This window comes from Burkholderia sp. LK4 (assembly GCF_001043615.1).
Taxonomy (GTDB): domain Bacteria; phylum Pseudomonadota; class Gammaproteobacteria; order Burkholderiales; family Burkholderiaceae; genus Burkholderia; species Burkholderia cepacia.
This window is the reverse complement of sequence record NZ_LDUL01000057.1, coordinates 1-18,218: the sequence shown is the minus strand read 5'-3', so window position 1 is coordinate 18,218 and position 18,218 is coordinate 1. Positions and strand designations below refer to the sequence as shown.

Genomic DNA, 18,218 nt, shown 5'->3' with positions numbered 1-18,218 from the left:
GGAGATTCGCATCATGTTCGGCCACGCACTCGGCATCACGGATATCTGGACCTACGTGTTCGGCGTGATCTTCATCATCCTGCTGCCGGGGCCGAACTCGATGTACGTGCTGTCGCTCGCGGCGCAGCGCGGCGTGAAGGCCGGCTATCGCGCGGCGTGCGGCGTGTTCGTCGGCGACACGGTGCTGATGGTGCTGTCCGCCGCCGGCGTCGCGTCGCTGCTGAAGGCGAACCCGCTGCTGTTCTCCGTCGTCAAGTACGGCGGCGCCGCGTATCTGCTCTACATCGGCACCGGCATGCTGCGCAGCGCGTGGCAGAAGCTGCGCGCGCGCGCCGATGCGCCGGCCGATGCACCGCCCGCGGTCGACGGCGAGCGTCCGTTCCGCAAGGCGCTGATCGTGAGCCTGCTGAATCCGAAGGCGATCCTGTTCTTCATCTCGTTCTTCATCCAGTTCGTCGACCCGGCATTCCCGCATCCCGCGCTGTCGTTCGTCGTGCTCGGGGCGATCGCGCAATGCGCGAGCTTCCTGTACCTGAGCACGCTGATCTTCGCGGGTGCGCGGCTCGCCGAGCACTTCCGCCGCCGCCGCAAGCTTGCAGCAGGCGCGGCGAGCAGCGTGGGCGGCCTGTTCATCGGTTTCTCGGTGAAGCTCGCGCTCGCCACGATGAGCTGAGCGCAGCCGGCCGACCCACGACAACGATTACTTATTGAATTCACAAGCCATGCCAAAACGCACAGACATCAAGAGCATCCTCATCATCGGCGCCGGCCCGATCATCATCGGCCAGGCGTGCGAGTTCGACTATTCGGGCGCGCAGGCTTGCAAGGCGTTGCGTGAGGAGGGCTACAAGGTCGTTCTCGTCAACAGCAACCCGGCGACGATCATGACCGACCCGAACACGGCCGACGTGACCTACATCGAGCCGATCACGTGGGAAGTCGTCGCACGCATCATCGAGAAGGAGCGCCCGGACGCGATCCTGCCGACGATGGGCGGCCAGACCGCGCTGAACTGCGCGCTCGACCTGCACCACCACGGCGTGCTCGAGAAGTTCGGCGTCGAGCTGATCGGCGCGTCGCCGGAAGCGATCGACAAGGCGGAAGACCGCCAGAAGTTCAAGGAAGCGATGACCAAGATCGGTCTCGGTTCCGCGAAGTCGGGCATCGCGCACTCGATGGAAGAAGCGACCCAGGTGCACGCCGAGATCATGGCCGGCACCGGCGGCAGCGGCTACCCGGTCGTGATCCGTCCGTCGTTCACGCTCGGCGGCTCGGGCGGCGGCATCGCGTACAACCGCGAAGAGTTCGAGGAGATCTGCAAGCGCGGTCTCGACCTGTCGCCCACGCGCGAGCTGCTGATCGAGGAGTCGCTGCTCGGCTGGAAGGAATACGAGATGGAAGTCGTGCGCGACCGCGCCGACAACTGCATCATCGTCTGCTCGATCGAGAACCTCGACCCGATGGGCGTGCACACCGGCGACTCGATCACGGTCGCGCCGGCGCAGACGCTTACCGACAAGGAATACCAGATCCTGCGTAACGCATCGCTCGCGGTGCTGCGCGAGATCGGCGTCGACACGGGCGGCTCGAACGTGCAGTTCTCGATCAACCCGAAGGACGGCCGCATGGTCGTCATCGAAATGAACCCGCGCGTGTCGCGTTCGTCGGCGCTCGCATCGAAGGCAACGGGCTTCCCGATCGCGAAGGTCGCGGCGAAGCTGGCCGTCGGCTACACGCTCGACGAGCTGAAGAACGAAATCACCGGCGGCCAGACGCCGGCGTCGTTCGAGCCGACCATCGACTACGTCGTCACGAAGATCCCGCGTTTCGCGTTCGAGAAGTTCCGTGAAGCCGACTCGCGCCTGACCACGCAGATGAAGTCGGTCGGCGAGGTGATGGCGATCGGCCGTACGTTCCAGGAATCGTTCCAGAAGGCGCTGCGCGGCCTCGAAGTCGGTGTCGACGGTCTCGACGAGAAGTCGACCAACCGTGACGAGATCGCGATCGAGATCCACGAGCCGGGCCCGGATCGCATCTGGTACGTCGGTGATGCGTTCCGCATCGGGATGAAGGCCGAGGAAATCTTCGCGGAAACCGCGATCGACCCGTGGTTCCTCGAGCAGATCGAGCAGATCATCCTGAAGGAAAAGGCACTCGCGGGCCGCACGCTCGCATCGCTGACGTTCGACGAGCTGCGCTACCTGAAGCAGAGCGGCTTCTCCGACCGCCGCCTCGCGAAGCTGCTCGGCGCGACGCCGGAAGACGTCCGCAAGCGCCGCATCGAACTCAACGTGCGTCCGGTCTACAAGCGCGTCGACACGTGCGCGGCCGAGTTCGCGACGAAAACCGCGTACATGTACTCGACCTACGAGGAAGAGTGCGAGGCGCAGCCGACCACCAACAAGAAGATCATGGTGCTGGGCGGCGGCCCGAACCGGATCGGCCAGGGCATCGAGTTCGACTACTGCTGCGTGCACGCGGCGCTCGCGATGCGCGAGGACGGCTACGAAACGATCATGGTCAACTGCAACCCGGAAACGGTGTCGACCGACTATGACACGTCCGACCGCCTGTACTTCGAGCCGCTGACGCTCGAAGACGTGCTCGAGATCGTCGACAAGGAAAAGCCGGTCGGCGTGATCGTCCAGTACGGCGGCCAGACGCCGCTGAAGCTCGCGCTCGACCTCGAGGCGCACGGCGTGCCGATCGTCGGCACGTCGCCGGACATGATCGATGCGGCCGAAGACCGCGAACGCTTCCAGAAGCTGCTGCAGGACCTCGGCCTGCGCCAGCCGCCGAACCGCACCGCGCGCGCCGAAGACGAAGCGCTCGCGCTGGCCGACGAAATCGGCTATCCGCTGGTCGTGCGTCCGTCGTACGTGCTGGGCGGCCGCGCGATGGAAATCGTCCACGAGCCGCGCGACCTCGAGCGCTACATGCGCGAGGCCGTGAAGGTGTCGAACGATTCGCCGGTGCTGCTCGACCGCTTCCTGAACGATGCGATCGAGTGCGACGTCGACTGCATCTGCGACGGCGAAGCCGTGTTCATCGGCGGCGTGATGGAGCACATCGAGCAGGCGGGCGTCCACTCGGGCGACTCGGCATGCTCGCTGCCGCCGTACTCGCTGTCGAAGGAGACCGTGGCCGAACTGAAGCGCCAGACGGGCGCGATGGCGAAGGCGCTGAACGTGGTCGGTCTGATGAACGTGCAGTTCGCGATCCAGCAGGTGCCGCAGGCTGACGGTTCGAAGCAGGACATCATCTACGTGCTGGAAGTGAACCCGCGCGCATCGCGCACGGTCCCGTACGTGTCGAAGGCGACCAGCCTGCCGCTCGCGAAGATCGCGGCGCGCGCGATGGTCGGCCAGAAGCTCGCGCAGCAGGGCGTGACGAAGGAAGTCGAGCCGCCGTACTTCAGCGTGAAGGAAGCGGTGTTCCCGTTCGTCAAGTTCCCGACCGTCGATCCGGTCCTCGGGCCTGAAATGCGTTCGACCGGCGAAGTGATGGGCGTCGGCCAGACGTTCGGCGAAGCGCTGTTCAAGTCGCAGCTCGCGGCCGGTTCGCGCCTGCCGGAGTCGGGCACGGTGCTGCTGACCGTGATGGATGCGGATAAACCGAAGGCGGTCGAAGTCGCGCGCATGCTGCACGACCTCGGCTACCCGATCGTCGCGACGAAGGGCACGGCTGCCGCGATCGAAGCGGCCGGCGTGCCGGTGAAGGTCGTGAACAAGGTGAAGGACGGCCGTCCGCACATCGTCGACATGATCAAGAACGGCGAGATCGCGCTCGTGTTCACGACCGTCGACGAAACGCGCCAGGCGATCGCCGATTCGCGTTCGATCCGCATGAGCGCGCAGGCGCACAAGGTCACGTACTACACGACGATGTCGGGCGCGCGCGCGGCAGTCGAAGGCTTGCGCTACCTGAAGGATCTGGAAGTCTATGATTTACAAGGTCTTCACGCTCGCCTAAACTAAGCAGTCAGTTACCTGTCGAAGCAACACGTGCCGCGATTAGGCGGTGTTTCCAGTGCATCGGAAACGCGCTTAATCGCGGTGATTTTTTTTATAGCCGTTTTTAGCGATTGAGCCGTTTATGAGCACCATTCCGTTGACAAAGCGTGGCGCAGAGCAACTGCGCGATGAATTGCAGCGCCTCAAGTCCGTCGAGCGGCCGGCCGTGATCAACGCGATCGCGGAGGCCCGCGCACAGGGCGACCTGTCCGAAAACGCCGAATACGATGCCGCGAAGGAAAAGCAGGGCTTCATCGAGGGTCGTATCGCGGAAATCGAATCGAAGCTGTCGGCCGCGCAGGTCATCGACCCGACCGTGCTCGACGCCGAAGGCCGCGTGGTTTTCGCATCGACCGTCGAACTCGAGGATCTCGAGTCGGGCGACACCGTCAAGTACCAGATCGTCGGTGACGACGAAGCCGATATCGATCACGGCCTGATCTCGGTCAGCTCGCCGATCGCGCGTGCGCTGATCGGCAAGTCCGAAGGCGACGTCGCGGCCGTGCAGGCGCCGAGCGGCGTGCGCGAATACGAAATCATCTCGGTCAGCTACATCTGAAGCGGGGCGACACGATGCCGCATCGCGTGTTCCGTCTGCTGTCGGCCGTGTGGGTCGGCAGCCTGCTGACGATCGGGTATGCGGTCGCGCCCGTGCTGTTCAAGACGCTGGAGCGGATGACGGCCGGTTCGGTCGCCGCCCAGCTGTTCCGTATCGAGGCGATCCTCGGTGTCGTATGTGGCGTGCTGCTGCTCGCGCTGTCGAACCAGCAGGTTCGACGCGGCAGCAGCGAATATCGCCGCGTGCGCTGGGTCGTCGCCGCGATGGTCGTATGTGTGCTGGTCGGGTATTTTGCGCTGCAGCCGTTCATGAACGCGCTGCGGGTCGCCGCGATGGACGCGGGCACCGATATCGCGAATTCGCCGTATGCGAGCCGCTTCGGGATGCTGCACGGCGTCTCGAGCGTGTTCTACCTCGTCGAGAGCGTGCTGGGGCTGATGCTGATCTGGCGTCTGCCGGCGCGCGACGCCTGACGCGTGTGCCGCGCAGGCCCGGTCGATGCCGGGCCCGCGGGCAGGGTGGCGGGACGGCGCAGCCGTGCCGCCCCGATGCTTACTTGTCCTGGAACGGCCGCTTGGTGCTGGCCTGGCGCTTTTTCGCACGCTTCACGGTACCGCCCGCCGTCACGCGCTCGTTGCCGCGCACCGTGACCTTGACCGGCCGCGGACGGCGCACGGGGCTCGCGTTCGGCGACACCTTGACGACCTTGACGGTGCGCGGTGCACGGCCTTTCTTGTCGTCCACGGCTTCGGCCGCGCTCGGCAGCGTGCCGGCACGACGGCCGCGGGTCGGGGCCGCAACGGCGGCTTCGGGCTTCCAGATCACCAGCAGCTTGCCGATGTGCTGGATCGGCGCCGCGCTCAGGCGATCGCAGATCTCGTCGTAGATCGCGATGCGCTCGTCGCGCTCGTCGCCGAACACGCGGATCTTGATCAGTTGGTGCGCGTCGAGGTGCACCTTGATTTCCTTCAGCACGGCGTCGGTCAGCCCTTCGGCGCCGATCAGCACGACGGGCTTGAGCGCATGGGCCTGGGAGCGCAGCGCGGAGCGCTCGGCGGGAGAAAGCGAAAGGGCGGGCATGGAAATGTCGAAATCTAAATAAGGGCGCGCTGACTGAAAAGCGATCGCGGGTAGTTACCGCGTCAGCCGTGCGCCGAAACCACGTAAAATCGCGGCTTGGGCCCGAAAAGGGGCCGCAGCCGCGCGAAGAAGACGCGTATTATCCGCTAAAAGCGCGGCTTCACGAAGCAATTGGCAGCAATCTCTCTTTCGAATGGCAAAAAACCGCTTCAACCAGCACTGGCTGCACGACCACATCAACGACCCGTACGTCAAAATGGCGCAGCGGGAGGGCTATCGCGCGCGTGCCGCGTACAAGCTGAAGGAAATCGACGAGCAGGACAAGCTGATCCGTCCGGGCCAGGTGATCGTCGATCTCGGCGCGACGCCGGGCAGCTGGAGCCAGTATGCCCGCAACAAGCTCGCGCAGGGCAAGAAGCGCGATGCGGAGCGCGAAGGCGGCATCGACGGCACGATCGTCGCGCTCGACATCCTGCCGATGGAGCCGATCGCCGACGTCCACTTCCTCCAGGGCGACTTCCGCGAGGATGACGTGCTTCACCAGCTCGAGGAATTGCTCGAAGGCCGCGCGGTGGACCTTGTTATTTCCGACATGGCCCCCAACCTCTCCGGCGTGGCCTCGGCGGACGCGGCGCGCATCGAGCATCTCTGCGACCTGGCGCTCGAATTCGCGCAGAACCATCTGAAGCCGGATGGTGCGTTGCTCGTGAAATGTTTCCACGGCAGCGGCTACAGCCAGATCGTCGAGAAATTCAAACAGCAGTTTAAGACCGTCGCGCCGCGCAAGCCGAAGGCGTCCCGCGACAAATCGTCCGAAACGTTCATTTTGGGTCGGCATCTGAAACGTCCGCGCTGATGCGCGGCGGGGTGCCGCAAACGGGCTCCGGCCCTTGCCAGACAAGCGAAGCGCTATCGCGGCGGTTGTCAATGCTTATGGCGAGGGTGGTCGGACTGGATTAGAATGACCGAGGGGCGCCGCAAGGAAAATGTAGGCGCTCGTCTACGAGTGAAGGAGTGGTGCTTTGAACAACAATATGTTTTCGAAGGCAGCGGTGTGGCTGGTGATCGCACTGGTGCTGTTTACGGTGTTCAAGCAGTTCGACAAGCCCCGCGTCCAGGAAGGCGTGTCCTATTCGCAGTTCATGGACGACGCCAAGAACGGCAAGGTCAAGAACGTCATCGTTCAGGGGCGCAACCTCACCGTCACTCCGGCTGATGGCCAGAAATACCAGATCGTGTCGCCCGGCGACATCTGGATGGTTGGCGATCTGATGAAGTACGGCGTGCAGGTCAGCGGCAAGGCCGACGACGAGCCGAATGCGCTGATGTCCGCGCTGTACTACCTCGGGCCGACGATCCTGATCATCGTGTTCTGGTTCTACATGATGCGGCAGATGCAGGGAGGCGGCAAAGGCGGCGCGTTCTCGTTCGGCAAATCCCGCGCGCGGCTGATCGACGAGAACAACAACGCGGTGAACTTCTCCGACGTCGCGGGCTGTGACGAAGCGAAGGAAGAAGTGTCCGAGCTCGTCGACTTCCTGCGCGATCCGCAGAAATTCCAGAAGCTCGGCGGCCGCATTCCGCGCGGCGTGCTGCTCGTCGGCCCTCCGGGTACCGGCAAGACGCTGCTGGCCCGCGCAATCGCGGGTGAAGCGAAAGTGCCGTTCTTCAGCATCTCGGGTTCGGACTTCGTCGAAATGTTCGTCGGCGTCGGCGCGGCCCGTGTGCGCGACATGTTCGAGCAGGCGAAGAAGCATGCACCGTGCATCGTGTTCATCGACGAAATCGATGCGGTCGGCCGTCATCGCGGCGCCGGCATGGGCGGCGGCAACGACGAGCGCGAACAGACGCTGAACCAGATGCTCGTCGAGATGGACGGCTTCGAGGCGAACTCGGGCGTGATCGTGATCGCCGCGACCAACCGTTCCGACGTGCTCGACAAGGCGCTGCTGCGTCCGGGCCGTTTCGACCGCCAGGTCTACGTCGGTCTGCCGGACATCCGCGGCCGCGAACAGATCATGCGCGTGCACCTGCGCAAGGTACCGATCGCGAACGACGTCGATGCGGCAGTCATCGCGCGCGGCACGCCGGGCTTCTCGGGCGCCGATCTCGCGAACCTCGTGAACGAGGCCGCGCTGTTCGCGGCACGCCGTGGCAAGCGCATCGTCGAGATGCAGGATTTCGAGGACGCGAAGGACAAGATCTTCATGGGTCCCGAGCGCAAGTCGGCGGTGATCCGCGAGGAAGCGAAGCGTGCGACCGCTTATCACGAGTCGGGCCACGCGGTGATCGCGAAGCTGCTGCCGAAGGCCGACCCCGTGCACAAGGTCACGATCATTCCGCGCGGTCGCGCGCTGGGTGTCACGTGGCAGTTGCCGGAGCATGACAACGAAACGTACTCGAAGGACTACCTGATGGACCGCCTCGCGATCCTGTTCGGTGGCCGGGTGGCGGAAGAGTTGTTCATGAACCTCGTCAGCACCGGTGCGTCGGACGACTTCAACAAGGCAACGCAGACGGCGCGCGCGATGGTCGCCCGTTTCGGCATGACCGATGCGCTCGGGCCGATGGTCTACGTCGACGACGAAAACGATGCATCGCCGTTCGGCCGTGGCTTCACGCGCACGATTTCGGAAGCGACGCAGCAGAAGGTCGATTCGGAAATCCGCCGCGTGCTCGACGAACAGTACGGCCTTGCGCGCCGCCTGCTCGAAGAGAACCGCGACAAGGTCGAAGCGATGACCGCCGCGCTGATGGAGTGGGAGACGATCGATGCCGATCAGATCAACGACATCATGGAAGGCCGTCCGCCGCGTTCCCCGAAGAGCTCGCCGGCTGTCGGCGGCGATTCGTCGGGTGGCGGCAGCAGCGCCGAGGTGAAGGCCGGCAACGCGCCGGCGCCTGCGTCGCCGGCGGCATAATCTCCGCTCTTTAGCACCGTTCACGGGCTGGTGTGTCTTCACACCGGCCCGTTTTGCATTCATTCACGCCAGTTGCCCGTGTCCGATTCCGCTGTTTCCCCCCAAATTCCCGCGCCGCTCCGGTGCGGCCGCTTCGAACTGACGTTCGAGCGCCCGCTCGTGATGGGCATTCTCAACGCCACGCCCGATTCGTTCTCCGACGGCGGCCGCTTCCTCGCGCGCGACGATGCGCTGCGCCAGGCCGAGCGGATGATTGCCGAAGGCGTCGATCTCCTCGATATCGGCGGCGAATCGACGCGCCCCGGCGCACCGCCGGTGCCGCTCGACGAGGAACTCGCGCGCGTGATCCCGCTTGTCGAAGCGCTGCGCCCATTGAACGTGCCGCTGTCGATCGATACCTACAAGCCGGCCGTGATGCGCGCGGCACTGGCCGCAGGCGCCGACCTGATCAACGACATCTGGGGGTTCCGCCAGCCGGGCGCGATCGACGCGGTGCGCGAGGGCGATTGCGGGCTGTGTGCGATGCACATGCTCGGTGAGCCGCAAACGATGCAGGTCGGCGAACCCGATTACGGCGACATCGTGACCGACGTGCGCGATTTTCTCGCCGCACGCGCGCAGGCATTGCGCGACGCGGGGATTGCGCCGGAGCGGATCTGCGTCGATCCCGGTTTCGGGTTCGGCAAGGCGGTCGTCGACGACAACTATGCACTCCTGGCCGCGCTGCCTGAAACGGCGCCCGCGCGGCCCGACGGGCGCGCGTATCCGATACTCGCAGGCATGTCGCGCAAGTCGATGCTCGGCGCGGTGATCGGCGGCAAGCCGCCGATGGAGCGCGTCGTGGCGAGCGTGGCGGCCGCATTGTGCGCGGTCGAGCGTGGGGCGGCGATCGTGCGCGTGCACGATGTCGCGGCGACGGTCGATGCGTTGAAAATCTGGAATGCCGTGCGCGAAGCCGCGCGGCAACGATAAGTCAGAAGACGAAGGAGGAAGATTCGCTATGGGACGTCGATATTTCGGCACGGACGGCATTCGCGGCACGGTGGGCGAGGCGCCCATCACGCCGGATTTCGTGTTGCGTCTCGGCTACGCGGCCGGCAAGGTACTGGCCAGCTCGGCCGATGGCGCGGCAGGCTCGCGGCCGACCGTGCTGATCGGCAAGGACACGCGCGTGTCGGGTTACATGCTCGAAGCCGCGCTCGAGGCAGGGTTCTCGGCGGCGGGTGTCGACGTGATGCTGGCCGGCCCGATGCCGACGCCAGGGGTTGCCTACCTGACGCGCGCGCTGCGCCTGTCGGCGGGCGTCGTGATCAGCGCATCGCACAATCCGTATCGCGACAACGGGATCAAGTTCTTCTCCGCTGACGGCAACAAGCTGCCGGACGACACCGAAGCCGCGATCGAAGCGTGGCTCGACAAGCCGCTCGAATGCGCATCGTCCGACGGTCTCGGCAAGGCGCGCCGCCTCGACGATGCGGCCGGCCGCTACATCGAATTCTGCAAGAGCACGTTCCCGGCCGCGTTCGACCTGCGCGGGCTGAAGCTCGTGATCGACTGCGCGCACGGTGCCGCGTACCAGATCGCGCCGCACGTGTTCCACGAACTCGGCGCGGACGTGATCCCGATCGGCGTCGCGCCGAACGGCTTCAACATCAACGACGGCGTCGGCGCGACCGCGCCGGACGCGCTGGTGCGCGCGGTGCGCGCGAACCACGCCGATCTCGGCATTGCGCTCGACGGCGATGCGGACCGCCTGCAGGTCGTCGACGCGACCGGTCGCCTGTACAACGGCGACGAGCTGCTCTACGTGCTCGTGAAGGACCGGATCGCGACCGACGGCAAGGTGGAGGGTGCGGTCGGCACGCTGATGACGAATCTCGCCGTCGAAGTCGCGCTGCAGCGCGCGGGCGTGAAGTTCGTGCGGGCGGCGGTCGGGGATCGCTACGTGCTCGAGCAGTTGCGAGAGCACGGCTGGCAACTCGGCGCGGAAGGCTCGGGCCACATCCTGTCGCTCGATCGCCATTCGACCGGCGACGGCATCGTGTCGGCGCTGCTCGTGCTGGCTGCGCTGAAGCGCAGCGGCCAGACCCTCGCGCAGATGCTCGACGGCGTCACGCTGTTCCCGCAGAAGCTGATCAACGTGCGGATGAAGCCGGGTGCCGACTGGAAGGGCAGCACGTCGATTCGTGCAGCGATCGACGCAGCCGAAGCCGCGCTCGCCGGCAGCGGCCGCGTGCTGATCCGCGCATCGGGCACCGAACCCGTGTTGCGCGTGATGGTCGAAGCGCAGCAAGCGGCCGACGCGGTTCGCCATGCGGAGACGATCGCCGACGCGGTGCGCGCGGCGACGGCCTGACGCGCCGGTGTTCCGTTGAACCGGCATGCGGCGCCTTCGGGGCGCCGCGATTTCGTCAGACGCAAAGGTTTGCGATACCTATAAGTAACGCATATCGCCTGCCGCATGCCCCGGACGAAAAAACGTCCGACCCCGAGATCGGGGCAGCTGCCGGCGGAGGCTTTTCGTACCACCGACGCGGTGCCGCGATCCCGCCACACAATGAAAAACGGGGCGTCATCCCGTCCGTTCCGGGCCGGCAATTCCTGCCGCCATCGCCCCTCCGGCGCCGTCTGCGCGCCACGCGCGCCGACCCTGTTACTCCCTTTCAACCAGTCATGTTACTGTCACGCCAGTTTCATCGATTGTCACATTACCGTCATGAGGAGCCCCTAACCTTCGCGGTGCCGTAGTCATCCGCTCACACACTGGAGGTCTCATGAAATTGATGCAAACCGCGATTGCCGGCCTGGCTGGCGCGCTTTTCGCCGTCGCCGCCCACGCTGCCGACATCACGGGCGCAGGCAGCACGTTCGCGATGCCGATCTATACGAAATGGGCTGCTGACTACCAGCAGACCGGCGGCGCGAAGGTCAACTACCAAGGTATCGGTTCGTCGGGCGGCCTGAAGCAGATTATCGCGAAGACGGTCGATTTTGCCGGCTCGGACGCTCCGCTGAAGGATGACGAGCTCGCGAAGGAAGGCCTGTTCCAGTTCCCGACGGTGGTCGGCGGCGTGGTGCCGGTCGTCAACGTGCCGGGCGTGAAGGCCGGCGAACTGACGCTGTCGGGCCCGGTGCTCGGCGACATCTACCTCGGCAAGATCAAGAAGTGGAACGACCCGGCGATCGCCGCGCTGAACCCGAAGGTCAAGCTGCCGGACACGGACATCGCCGTGGTCCGCCGCGCTGACGGCTCGGGCACGAGCTTCATCTGGACGAACTACCTGTCGAAGGTCAACGACGAGTGGAAGTCGAAGATCGGCGAAGGCACGACGGTCAACTGGCCGACGGGCACGGGCGGCAAGGGCAACGACGGCGTCGCGGCCTTCGTGCAGCGCCTGCCGGGCGCGATCGGCTACGTCGAGTGGGCGTACGCGAAGAAGAACAACATGGTCTACACGGCCCTGAAGAACTCGACGGGCACGGTGGTCGAGCCGAAGACCGAAACGTTCAAGGCCGCTGCCGCAGGCGCGAACTGGTCGAAGTCGTTCTACCAGATCCTGACGAACCAGCCGGGCAAGGAAGCATGGCCGGTCGTCGGCGCGACGTTCGTGCTGCTGCACGCGAAGCAGGAAAAGCCGGAGCAGGGCGCGGAAACGCTGAAGTTCTTCAGCTGGGCGTTCAAGAACGGCGAGAAGGCTGCTGACAGCCTCGACTACATCTCGCTGCCGCCGGCAGTCGAAGCGGAAATCCGCAAGCAGTGGAAGGTCAAGGTGACGGACGCTTCGGGCAAGCCGGTCGCCGCCGAGTAAGCATTGCAGCGGTTCGCTGCCCGGCCGTGCCGGCCGGGCAGTGTGTGCGGTAAAGCCGGGCGTTACGGCGCCCGGCAATCAAAAGCAGGCACCCATGTCTGATATTTCTTACACGTCCTCCCGGTCGCCCGATAGTGCGCAGCAGCGCGCGCCGAGCCGTCTCGGGGATGTCCTGTTCGGCGGCCTTGCTCGGCTCGCCGCGATCGTGACCCTGCTGCTGCTGGGCGGGATCATCGTTTCCCTGATCATTGCGTCGATGCCGACCATCCAGAAGTTCGGCCTCGGCTTCCTGTGGCAATCCGAGTGGGATCCCAACTCGGACATCTACGGCGCGCTCGTGCCGATCTACGGCACGATCGTGACGTCGGTCATCGCGCTCGTCATTGCGGTGCCCGTCAGCTTCGGCATCGCGCTGTTCCTCACCGAGCTGTCGCCCGTGTGGCTGCGCCGCCCGCTCGGTATCGCCATCGAGCTGCTCGCCGCGATTCCGTCGATCGTGTACGGCATGTGGGGCCTGCTCGTGTTCGCGCCGATCTTCGCCGAATACTTCCAGAAGCCGATCGGCCGCCTGTTCAAGGACGTCTGGGTGCTCGGCCCGCTGACTGCCGGCCCGCCGATCGGTATCGGCATCCTTGCAGCCGGCGTGATCCTCGCGATCATGATCATCCCGTACATCGCATCGGTGATGCGTGACGTGTTCGAAGTCACGCCGGTGCTGCTGAAGGAGTCGGCCTACGGGATCGGCTGCACGACCTGGGAAGTGATGTGGAAGGTGGTGCTGCCCTACACGAAGACCGGCGTGATCGGCGGCGTGATGCTCGGCCTCGGCCGCGCGCTCGGCGAAACGATGGCCGTGACCTTCGTGATCGGCAACACCAACCTGCTCGACAGCGTGTCGCTGTTCGCGCCGGGCAACAGCATCACGTCGGCGCTCGCGAACGAATTCGCGGAAGCGCAGCCGGGCCTGCACACATCCGCGCTGATGGAACTCGGCCTGATCCTGTTCGTGATCACGTTCATCGTGCTGTCCATCTCCAAACTGCTGCTGCTTCGTCTCGAGAAGGGAGAGGGCAAGAAATGAGCGAGCCCATCATGAATTTCCCGGGGCCGGACGGCGCCGCGCTCGACGCGATGCGCAACCGCCTGCAGCGCAAGCGCAAGGCCGTCAACGCGATCGCGCTCACCGCGTCGCTGGGCGCGATGGCCTTCGGGCTGCTGTGGCTCGTGTGGATTCTCTACACGACGGTGCATCTCGGCGTCGGCGGCCTGTCGCTGCAACTGTTCACCGAATCGACGCCGGCGCCGAACACGGAAGGCGGCGGTCTCGCGAACGCGATCGTCGGCAGCCTGCTGCTGTGCGGTTTCGGCACGCTGGTCGGCACGCCGATCGGCATCCTGGCCGGTGTCTATCTTGCCGAATACGGCCAGAAGAACCTGCTGGCGAGCACGATCCGCTTCATCAACGACATCCTGCTGTCCGCGCCGTCGATCGTCATCGGCCTGTTCGTGTATGCGATCGTCGTTGCAAAGTCGGGGCGCTTCTCGGGCTGGGCCGGTGTGATCGCGCTCGCGCTGCTGCAGATTCCGATCGTGATCCGCACGACCGAGAACATGCTGAAGCTCGTGCCGAACGCGCTGCGTGAAGCGGCCTTCGCGCTCGGCACGCCGAAGTGGCGCATGGTGCTGAAGATCACGCTGCGCGCGTCGGTCGGCGGGATCATCACCGGCGTGCTGCTCGCCGTCGCGCGGATCGCCGGCGAAACGGCGCCGCTGCTGTTCACCGCGCTGTCGAACCAGTTCTTCTCGTGGGACATGAGCCAGCCGATGGCGAACCTGCCCGTCACGATCTACAAGTTCGCGATGAGCCCGTTCGCGGAATGGCAGTCGCTCGCATGGGCGGGCGTGTTCCTGATCACGCTCGGGGTGCTCGGACTCAACATCCTGGCGCGCTCGATCTTCTCGAAAAAGTAACGGCGGAGCAATCCGATGAATATGGCAGAAAGCCACCTGAATCCGGTCGAACGCACTGCAGCGCCGGCCGGCACGCAAGAAGCGGCGCACGGCCGTCCGCTCGAGCCGCTGAACGCGAAGATCGAGGTCAACAACCTCAACTTCTTCTACAACAAGTTCCACGCGCTGAAGAACATCAACCTGAGCATTCCCGAAGGGAAGGTGACGGCGTTCATCGGCCCGTCGGGCTGCGGCAAGTCGACGCTGCTGCGCACGTTCAACAAGATGTTCGCGCTCTACCCGGAGCAGCGCGCCGAAGGCGAAATCCTGATGGACGGCGAGAACCTGCTGACGACGAAGCGCGACATCTCGCTGCTGCGCGCGCGGATCGGCATGGTGTTCCAGAAGCCGACCCCGTTCCCGATGTCGATCTACGACAACATCGCGTTCGGCGTGAAGATGTTCGAGAAGCTCACGCGCTCGGAAATGGACGATCGCGTCGAGTGGGCGCTCACGAAGGCCGCGCTGTGGAACGAAGTGAAGGACAAGCTGAGCCAGAGCGGCTACGGCCTGTCGGGCGGCCAGCAGCAGCGTCTGTGCATCGCGCGCGGCATCGCGATCCGTCCGGAAGTGTTGCTGCTCGATGAACCGTGCTCGGCGCTCGACCCGATCTCGACGGGCCGCATCGAAGAGCTGATCGCGGAGCTGAAGAGCGACTACACGGTCGTGATCGTCACGCACAACATGCAGCAGGCCGCACGCTGCTCGGATTTCACGGCCTACATGTACCTGGGCGAGCTGATCGAATTCGGCGAGACCGAAAAGATCTTCATCAAGCCGGTGCGCAAGGAAACGGAAGACTACATCACCGGCCGTTTCGGCTGATGACGGAGAACAACAGCCATGTCGGATAAACATCTGTCGAGCCAGTTCGACGCGGACCTCAATGCCGTGTCGTCGAAAGTGCTGGAAATGGGTGGGCTCGTCGAGTCGCAGATCGTCGGCGCGATGCACGCACTGAACGAGTTCGATCGCGATACGGCCGAGAAGGTCATCACGGCCGAGGAAACGCTGAACGCGATGGAAGTCGACATCGACCAGGAGTGCGGCAACATCATCGCGCGGAGGCAGCCAGCCGCGCGTGACCTGCGCCTTTTGATGTCGATTTCGAAAACGATTACGAACCTCGAGCGCGCCGGCGACGAGGCCGAGAAGATCGCGAAGCGCGTACGCCGCCTGGTCGACGAGCCGGCTGCGCGCACGGTCAACATCGCCGAGATCAAGGTGTCGGGCGAGATGGCCGTGACGATCCTGCGCCGCGCGCTCGACGCGTTCGCGCGTCTCGATACGGTGGCCGCTGCGCAGATCGTCAAGGACGACAAGGAAATCGACCAGGAATTCCGCGCGTTCGTGCGCAAGCTCGTGTCGTACATGCAGGAAGATCCGCGCACGATCTCGGTCGGCCTCGAGTACCTGTTCATCGCGAAGGCGATCGAGCGGATCGGCGACCACGCGAAGAACATCGCCGAATTCATCATCTACATCGTGAAGGGCACCGACGTGCGGCACCAGCCGCGCGACACGCTCGATCGCGAAGCCAACAGTTAATCGACTCCGTAAGGAAGAACAGAGGTGCCGATGCCCAGCAACATTCTCGTCGTTGAAGATGAGCCCGCGATTTCCGAACTGATCTCGGTGAATCTCCAGCACGCCGGTCACTGCCCGATTCGTGCGTACAACGCCGAACAGGCGCAGAACCTGATCAGCGACGTGCTGCCCGATCTCGTGCTGCTCGACTGGATGCTGCCGGGCAAATCCGGCATCGCGTTCGCGCGCGACCTGCGCAACAACGAACGGACCAAACACATCCCGATCATCATGCTCACCGCCCGCGGCGACGAGCAGGACAAGGTGCTCGGCCTCGAAATAGGCGCGGACGACTACGTGACGAAGCCGTTCTCGCCGAAGGAACTGATGGCGCGGATCAAGGCCGTGCTGCGCCGCCGTGCGCCGCAGCTGACCGAGGACGTCGTGTCGATCAACGGGCTGCGCCTCGACCCGGCCACGCACCGCGTCGCCGCGCATGCGGAAGGCAGCGAGATCAAGCTCGATCTCGGCCCGACCGAGTTCCGCCTGCTGCATTTCTTCATGACGCATCCGGAGCGCGTGCACAGTCGCACGCAACTGCTCGACCAGGTGTGGGGCGACCACGTGTTCGTCGAGGAGCGCACCGTCGACGTGCACATCAAACGATTGCGCGCGGCCTTGAAACCGGCCGGTTGCGATGCGATGATCGAGACCGTGCGCGGCAGCGGCTACCGGCTCGCCAAGCACGCGTAACGTATCCGGGCCTGCCGTGTGCCACGGCAAGCCGTTCATTCTTTCGGACGCTGAATCATGAACATTATCTGGGCGCGCTTTCTGGTGTCGCTCGTGCTGCTCGTGCTGATCGGCGTATTGGTCGGCGTTTTCGCCGGCCCGACCGCGGGCCTCGTGTTCGTGGTCGTGATGCTGGTTGCGCAGGGCTTTTTCAGTACCTTTCACACGCAGCGTCTGTGGCGGCTGCTCGATGCGCCGGTCTACGGTGAAGTGCCGAGCGCGCCGGGCATCTGGGGCGAGATCTACTATCGCCTGCACAAGCTCGCGAAGCAGTGGCATGCGCAGGTGCGGCAGGTCGAGCAGCAGCATTCGCGCTTCATCCAGGCGATCCAGGCGTCGCCGAACGGCGTCGCGATGCTCGACGATCACGACCAGATCGAGTGGTGCAACGCGATCGCCGAGGTCCATTTCGGCCTGGATGCGAAGCGCGACCTGCGCCAGCACATCACCAACCTGGTACGCCATCCCGATTTCGTCCGCTACCTGAACGCGCAGCATTACGACGAGACGCTCGTGATGCGCGGCATGGGCGACTCGCGGCAGAACGTGCTGGAAGTGCAGGTGTTTCCGTACGGCGAGAACCGCAAGCTGCTGCTTACGCAGGACATCACCGAGCTCGAGCGGACCGACGCGATGCGGCGCGACTTCGTCGCGAACGTGTCGCACGAACTGAAGACGCCGCTCACCGTGCTGTCGGGCTTTCTCGAGACGATGCGCGAGCTGCCGCTGAACGAGGAAGACCGCGCGCGCTATCTCGAGATGATGGAGCAGCAGGCATCGCGGATGCGGCACATCGTGACCGACCTGCTGGTGCTCGCGAAGCTGGAGGGCGAGAGCAAGCCGCCGGTCGATCGCGCGATCGACATGCGCGCCGTGTTCGATCACCTGAAGGAGGATGCGCAGACGCTGTCGAACGGGCATCACGACATCGCGTTCTCGATCGACGAGACGCTCGGCGTCACCGGCGCGCAGACGGAGCTGTTCAGCGCATTCGCGAACCTCGTCACGAACGCGATCCGCTATACGCCGGAAGGCGGGAAGATCGTCGTGACGTGGCGGCGCGAAGGCGCGCAAGGCGTGTTTTCCGTCACGGACAGCGGCTTCGGCATTCCGGCCGCCGACCTGCCGCGGCTCACCGAACGCTTCTATCGCGTCGACCGCAGCCGTTCGCGCGACACGGGCGGCACGGGGCTCGGGCTCGCGATCGTCAAGCACGTGCTGCAGCGGCACGACGCACACCTGTACGTGCAGAGCGAGGAAGGGCGCGGCAGCACGTTCACTGCGCGGTTCCCGGGTTCGCGCGTCATCGCGATCCGGCCGGCCACGTACGAGGCATGATCGCGTAACGGTATCCGTCGCTCGTCCGGCGAGCGGCGGCATGCCGGATCCGCAACGAAAGAGCGCAGCCCGCGTGAACTGCACCCCAAAAGTTGGATACCGATCCAACCTTTGGGGTGTTTTTCATGACGAAGTACGACGAGCGGTTCAAGCAACAGGTGGTCAGCGC

At 64.9% G+C, this 18,218-nt stretch carries 16 protein-coding genes; 15 read left to right on the top strand and 1 reads right to left on the bottom strand.

Annotation, left to right across the window (positions count from 1 at the left end):
- Positions 1-13 precede the first annotated feature (13 nt).
- From leuE to VK92_RS26590, 4 genes are all read left to right on the top strand, one after another.
- Positions 14-673 (top strand): leucine efflux protein LeuE, encoded by a 660-nt coding sequence (gene leuE, locus VK92_RS26605; protein ID WP_021163364.1) that lies wholly within the window; start codon positions 14-16, stop codon positions 671-673.
- Between the two features lie 49 nt (positions 674-722).
- On the top strand, positions 723-3,977 hold the full coding sequence (carB, locus tag VK92_RS26600) for a carbamoyl-phosphate synthase large subunit (RefSeq protein WP_048025404.1): 3,255 nt from the start codon (positions 723-725) through the stop codon (positions 3,975-3,977).
- Between the two features lie 118 nt (positions 3,978-4,095).
- Positions 4,096-4,572 (top strand): transcription elongation factor GreA, encoded by a 477-nt coding sequence (greA, locus tag VK92_RS26595; RefSeq protein ID WP_021163362.1) that lies wholly within the window; start codon positions 4,096-4,098, stop codon positions 4,570-4,572.
- 14 nt (positions 4,573-4,586) lie between these two features.
- Positions 4,587-5,045, top strand: coding sequence for a DUF4149 domain-containing protein (locus tag VK92_RS26590; RefSeq protein ID WP_021163361.1), 459 nt, complete (start codon positions 4,587-4,589; stop codon positions 5,043-5,045).
- Between the two features lie 79 nt (positions 5,046-5,124).
- Here the strand turns inward: VK92_RS26590 and VK92_RS26585 are convergent, their stop codons facing one another.
- A complete protein-coding gene (locus VK92_RS26585) occupies positions 5,125-5,652 on the bottom strand; it encodes a YhbY family RNA-binding protein (protein WP_048025403.1) in 528 nt (175 codons plus the stop codon).
- Positions 5,653-5,845: 193 nt separating this feature from the next.
- Here VK92_RS26585 and VK92_RS26580 point away from each other — a divergent pair, with 193 nt between their 5' ends.
- The 11 genes from VK92_RS26580 (at position 5,846) to phoR (ending at position 18,049) form a co-directional block, all read left to right on the top strand.
- The gene (locus VK92_RS26580) at positions 5,846-6,508 is read left to right on the top strand and encodes an RlmE family RNA methyltransferase (RefSeq protein WP_021163359.1); all 663 of its coding nucleotides are present in this window, start codon (positions 5,846-5,848) and stop codon (positions 6,506-6,508) included.
- A 166-nt stretch (positions 6,509-6,674) separates the two neighbouring features.
- The gene (gene ftsH, locus VK92_RS26575) at positions 6,675-8,573 is read left to right on the top strand and encodes an ATP-dependent zinc metalloprotease FtsH (protein WP_021163358.1); all 1,899 of its coding nucleotides are present in this window, start codon (positions 6,675-6,677) and stop codon (positions 8,571-8,573) included.
- 78 nt (positions 8,574-8,651) lie between these two features.
- A complete protein-coding gene (gene folP, locus VK92_RS26570) occupies positions 8,652-9,545 on the top strand; it encodes a dihydropteroate synthase (RefSeq protein WP_414142958.1) in 894 nt (297 codons plus the stop codon).
- A 28-nt stretch (positions 9,546-9,573) separates the two neighbouring features.
- Entirely contained in the window at positions 9,574-10,929 is a 1,356-nt protein-coding gene (gene glmM / locus VK92_RS26565) for a phosphoglucosamine mutase (RefSeq protein ID WP_021163356.1), read from the top strand.
- Between the two features lie 418 nt (positions 10,930-11,347).
- On the top strand, positions 11,348-12,382 hold the full coding sequence (gene pstS / locus VK92_RS26560; protein WP_048025401.1) for a phosphate ABC transporter substrate-binding protein PstS: 1,035 nt from the start codon (positions 11,348-11,350) through the stop codon (positions 12,380-12,382).
- 94 nt (positions 12,383-12,476) lie between these two features.
- Complete coding sequence (gene pstC, locus VK92_RS26555; protein ID WP_021157279.1) at positions 12,477-13,463, top strand: phosphate ABC transporter permease PstC; 987 nt, start codon at positions 12,477-12,479, stop codon at positions 13,461-13,463.
- Positions 13,460-14,353: a phosphate ABC transporter permease PstA gene (gene pstA / locus VK92_RS26550; RefSeq protein ID WP_048025400.1), complete on the top strand. Its 894-nt coding sequence runs from the start codon at positions 13,460-13,462 to the stop codon at positions 14,351-14,353. The genes pstC and pstA overlap by 4 nt, the downstream gene beginning before the upstream one ends.
- Positions 14,354-14,368: 15 nt before the next feature.
- Entirely contained in the window at positions 14,369-15,217 is an 849-nt protein-coding gene (pstB, locus tag VK92_RS26545; protein WP_048025399.1) for a phosphate ABC transporter ATP-binding protein PstB, read from the top strand.
- A gap of 18 nt (positions 15,218-15,235) precedes the next feature.
- Entirely contained in the window at positions 15,236-15,940 is a 705-nt protein-coding gene (gene phoU, locus VK92_RS26540) for a phosphate signaling complex protein PhoU (RefSeq protein ID WP_048025398.1), read from the top strand.
- 30 nt (positions 15,941-15,970) lie between these two features.
- Positions 15,971-16,672, top strand: a complete 702-nt coding sequence (phoB, locus tag VK92_RS26535; protein ID WP_027787869.1) for a phosphate regulon transcriptional regulator PhoB — start codon at positions 15,971-15,973, stop codon at positions 16,670-16,672.
- A 57-nt stretch (positions 16,673-16,729) separates the two neighbouring features.
- A complete protein-coding gene (gene phoR / locus VK92_RS26530) occupies positions 16,730-18,049 on the top strand; it encodes a phosphate regulon sensor histidine kinase PhoR (RefSeq protein WP_021157274.1) in 1,320 nt (439 codons plus the stop codon).
- Positions 18,050-18,218 lie beyond the last annotated feature (169 nt).